This window comes from Armatimonas sp., from assembly GCF_964826245.1.
The window spans coordinates 1-3,914 of record NZ_CBAYMC010000331.1 but is presented as its reverse complement, the minus strand read 5'-3'; the positions used below and the strand labels follow the sequence as shown (position 1 = coordinate 3,914).

General features: G+C 57.5%; 6 protein-coding genes. 2 read left to right on the top strand and 4 right to left on the bottom strand.

All coding sequences use genetic code 11. The annotated features are described in order from the left end of the window. The coding region (gene dgt / locus AC1XOS_RS20835) for a dGTP triphosphohydrolase (RefSeq protein WP_481964133.1) at window positions 1–430 on the bottom strand (430 nt) is incomplete at its 3' end. 50 nt (window positions 431–480) lie between these two features. On the opposite strand from dgt, the gene AC1XOS_RS20830 reads away from it, so the two are divergent. Both AC1XOS_RS20830 and surE read left to right on the top strand, forming a co-directional pair. Continuing rightward, window positions 481–1,074: a Uma2 family endonuclease gene (locus AC1XOS_RS20830; protein ID WP_481964132.1), complete on the top strand. Its 594-nt coding sequence runs from the start codon at window positions 481–483 to the stop codon at window positions 1,072–1,074. A gap of 29 nt (window positions 1,075–1,103) precedes the next feature. Beyond that, the gene (surE, locus tag AC1XOS_RS20825) at window positions 1,104–1,871 is read left to right on the top strand and encodes a 5'/3'-nucleotidase SurE (RefSeq protein WP_481964131.1); all 768 of its coding nucleotides are present in this window, start codon (window positions 1,104–1,106) and stop codon (window positions 1,869–1,871) included. Here surE and AC1XOS_RS20820 read toward each other — a convergent pair. From AC1XOS_RS20820 to AC1XOS_RS20810, 3 genes are read right to left on the bottom strand one after another with little or no spacing between them, the layout of a single operon-like run. Beyond that, the gene (locus tag AC1XOS_RS20820; protein ID WP_481964130.1) at window positions 1,868–2,545 is read right to left on the bottom strand and encodes an NfeD family protein; all 678 of its coding nucleotides are present in this window, start codon (window positions 2,543–2,545) and stop codon (window positions 1,868–1,870) included. The two genes, surE and AC1XOS_RS20820, sit on opposite strands and share 4 nt — an antisense overlap. 1 nt (window position 2,546) lies before the next feature. After that, window positions 2,547–2,942, bottom strand: coding sequence for an anti-sigma factor family protein (locus AC1XOS_RS20815; protein ID WP_481964129.1), 396 nt, complete (start codon window positions 2,940–2,942; stop codon window positions 2,547–2,549). A 14-nt stretch (window positions 2,943–2,956) separates the two neighbouring features. Next, window positions 2,957–3,628 carry an RNA polymerase sigma factor gene (locus AC1XOS_RS20810; protein ID WP_481964128.1) on the bottom strand — a complete coding sequence of 224 codons (672 nt, stop codon included), beginning with the start codon at window positions 3,626–3,628 and terminating at the stop codon, window positions 2,957–2,959. Window positions 3,629–3,914: the final 286 nt, after the last annotated feature.

The window sequence follows — 3,914 nt, the reverse complement described above, 5'->3', positions numbered from 1 at the left end:
CACGCAGGCTCTGCTCGTAGTGAAGAAAGTGCATCTCGGGGGCGTACTCGCGAACCACATCGTCTAGCGCCTGCTCGCCCTCATGACCAAACGGCGGGTGCCCTAAGTCGTGGGCTAGCGCAATCGCCTCCACTAAGTCCTCATTGAGGCGCAGTGCCCGTGCAACCGTGCGGCTGATCTGCGCTACTTCCAGCGTATGTGTCAGGCGCGTTCGGTAGTGGTCTTCTTCCGGGTCAAGAAAGACTTGGGTCTTGTGCTTCAGCCGTCGAAACGCCTTCGAGTGGAGCACCCGATCACGATCTCGCTGGAACGCCGTGCGAATGGGATCCGTTTCTTCAGGCCGCTGCCGTCCCCGTGAGTCTGCGGATTTGGTCGCAAACTCAGAAAGAAACTCCCGCTCCCACTGCTCTGTACGCTCCCGAATTGTCATGATACGTTAACCTCTTTATTCATAGTACCCCAGCCTGATACAATACTTTTATGCCCGTTGCCGAACATGCTACGCAACCTTCAACGATGCTGACACCCACTCAGTACCTACTTCAGGAGCGCCTCGCGGAGACGAAGAGTGAGTATATTGACGGAGAGCTGCTCCCCATGCCTGGTGTATCTATAGAACATGATCGGATTGTTCGCAGCATTTTACGATCCCTAGAAAATCAGCTCTCCCCAGAGCACTGCGAGCCTATGACCTCAGACATGCGTGTTCAGCTTTCTGAAACCCGCTATGTCTACCCTGATATTACTGTCGTCTGTGGCGATTTGGTCTTCACAGATGCTGATGTGGACACACTGGCTAACCCTGCCGCGATCTTTGAGGTTCTCTCGGAGTCCACCAGCAACTTTGATCTTGGGGAGAAAGCGCGCCTCTATCGCCAGCGCGAGTCGCTCCAGACGCTCTGCTTAGTGGCTCAGGATCACCCCTGGGTCGAAGTTTGGACACGAGAAGAGGGCACCACGTGGCGTGTTCGTGAGTTCACGGGCCTTGATGCCTCGGCGGAGCTTCCCGCGCTTTCGGTGACACTCCCCCTAGCGGAAATCTACAGTCGCGTGGCGTTTTCCGCCGCCCCGTAGAGCCACCTAGCCGGGTATACTGGCTCGTTATGTCTTTGCGTATTCTTCTCTCCAACGACGACGGCATCTTTGCCCCGGGTATTCTCGCGCTCAAGAAAGCCCTCGGCGACGAAGGTTACTTGGTGACGGTCTGTGCGCCGGATCGGCCCCGCTCGGCGGCAAGCCATGCGATCACGCTTCACAAGCCACTCCGTGCCGTGGAGACCCGCCTTCCTGATGGCAGTATCGGCTGGGCCGTGTCGGGAACGCCTGCAGACTGCGCACTACTCGGGCTGGATGCGATCTGTGCGGAGAGTGGTGTGGACTTGGTGATCTCTGGGATTAACCACGGACCGAACCTCGGCTGGGACGTGATCTACTCGGGCACGGTGGCCGCGGCGATGGAGGCCGTGATCCTCGGCTTTCCCGCGATTGCCGTCTCGACCGCCAGCTTCGGCCCTGATCTGCACTACGACACCGCCGCTCGCTTTATCGCCCGTGAGCTGGTGCCTAAAGTCGTCGCCAACGGCCTGCCGCGCAACTCCCTGCTCAATGTGAACGTACCAAACTTGCCAGAAGATCAGATCAAGGGCGTCAAGATCGCCGCCAAGAGCGAGCGGCGCTACAAAGACCGGATGGAGAAGCGCCTCGACCCACGCGGCGGGGCCTACTACTGGCTGGGTGGCCTGCCCAGCGAAGAGCCCGCCCCCGAAGGCACGGATAGCGCGGTCACGGCGGAGGGCTACATCGCCGTCACGCCGCTGCATCTGGACATGACGTCTTACAGCCTCATGGAAAAGATGCGCGGCTGGTTCTAAGCCACGAGTGCAGCGACAGGATCAACGACGATCCTATCGCCGACGATCTCGGTGATCTGGACTTCGACGCCGGGCTCTAAGAAATCGCCCTCCGTGACGACGGTGAGCTGGCGGCCTTCGATCAGAACCACTCCGACGGGGCGCAGGGCGGTGGCGACTTGACCGCGCTTGCCGAGCCAGTCTTGGGAAAGATCGCGGGGCATCTCTACACCAACCGACTGGGCATAGAGCTCGCGGCCTAGCTGCTTCCAGACCGGGGACTTGGGCAGGTAGGCGAGAAAAGTCACGATGGAGAAGATGGTCACAACGGCGGCGACTGCGAGAGAGAAACCCGTGCTGGGATGCTGCGCGCCCCCTGTGAGTGAGAGATACATTCCCCCAAAGATCAGGCCAAAGCCCACAAAGGCCGCAATCCCCCGCCCCGGCAGCAAGTGTGTCTCGATCAGAAGCAGGGCCACTCCCCCAATCAGAACGGCCAAGCCCATACCACTCACCGCATGCGAGAGCAACACCAGTGCAAAAAAGATGACACTAAGGTTGCCTGTCAGCCCCCAGGTCAGCGGGGTGAGGAGGTCATGAAACAGCAGGAGACACGCCGCCACCAGGAGCAGAATCGTCACCCAGGGCTGCGCGATAAACGCCTCCGCCTGTGTCCACCATGCCAGAAACCCCACCCTAGCCCTCCTCACCCGAGGTTAGTGAGCCGGGCATGACGTACTTGCGCATCTTGGTCTCCGTGTTCAGCGCCACGGCGTGCGTGAAGAGAATCGCTCCGGAGGCAAAGTTCGAGAGAAATCGGACGCCACGAAAGCGCCACCTCGCAAACAATCCCATGCGCTCCTCAAGCTGGTGCTGGATCAGCTTGGGCTCTAGCTCTGGCCAGACATCTATCACCGGCTCACGCTGAGGGAGCTGGTGGAGCAGTGCCAAAACCTGAGAGAGTTCCTCGGTTTCCCGTGCCAGAGCCGGATCGCCCTGCATCGCTTTTTCAAACTCCTGCCGCTTCTCTACGGAAAGAGCCCCATCTAAAAAATCAGGGAGCGTGTCATAGTCGAGTTGCTTGCTGTTCATAGTATCCCTACGGTTCATCGTCCGATCCCCCCGTCTAGGAGAGCGAGGTGTGGCTGAAAGCGCTTCTTAAAAACCTGCCGGGCGCGGTGTATCTTAGACTTCACATTCACGATAGAAAGTTGCGTCACGTGCGAAATTTCATCGTAGCTAAGCTGTTCAAAATCTCTCAGTATCAAGAGCATCCTCGGTTCGGCGGGCAGTGTTGCTAAGACCTCATCTACCACGCGCTGCAGTTCACGCACCTCAGAGATACGAGCGACATTCATGCTCTCATCAATGGGCTCATTGCCAGGGTGGTCGTCCTGAGCTTCTTCGAGCGAGCCTTCTGATAAGACATTTTTATGGCGCAGATGGTTCAAGCAAGTATGGCGTGCAATCGTGTAGAGCCAGGTTGAGAACTTAGAATCGCCCCGGAAGTTTTTAATCGCCTTGAAGGCTCTTAGAAAGACTTCTTGGGTGATATCATATGCCTCTTCTCCCCGAACCATACGCGTGATCATGTTGAAGATCGGAGTCTGGTACTTCCGAAAAAGCACCTCGAACGCCGCCAGCTCCCCGGCGTTGACGCGCCGTACCAGAGCCGCATCGGGGTCGGGCGCTCGCAGGGTTGTCCCGCCCACCCCTGCACTTACTGCAGGAGCCAGTGTCTGTCCTTTACCGCTTCTTAACACCTGAATCGCATCCATCTTCCTCTCCGTATCGAGGTGGTGTAGTTCCTCGGACACGCGAGCGGCACATAGGTTGCATACATTAAGAAAAAAAGTATGCCTCCACCGATAAAAAATATCGCCGACTTTTTTAGTCGGAGGTATTGCTCCCCGGGTGAGTATCTGATACATTGTACTGGTCTCTGAGGCGTTTGGCTCATGCAAGACGAGAAAATTATAGAACTAGAGTGTCCGGAAACGGAAGAAGTGTGCATTCTTTGCTGCCTCAATCAGGGAAGCCGTGGTCATGTCCTGAGTGTCAGTG

What these genes read in the sequence shown, in the direction of transcription:
- AC1XOS_RS20830 (WP_481964132.1), top strand. Translation starts at nt 481, where the DNA reads ATGCCCGTTGCCGAACATGCTACGCAACCTTCAACGATGCTGACACCC.
- surE (WP_481964131.1), top strand. Translation starts at nt 1,104, where the DNA reads ATGTCTTTGCGTATTCTTCTCTCCAACGACGACGGCATCTTTGCCCCG.
- AC1XOS_RS20815 (WP_481964129.1), bottom strand. Translation starts at nt 2,942, where the DNA reads ATGAACAGCAAGCAACTCGACTATGACACGCTCCCTGATTTTTTAGAT.
- AC1XOS_RS20810 (WP_481964128.1), bottom strand. Translation starts at nt 3,628, where the DNA reads ATGGATGCGATTCAGGTGTTAAGAAGCGGTAAAGGACAGACACTGGCT.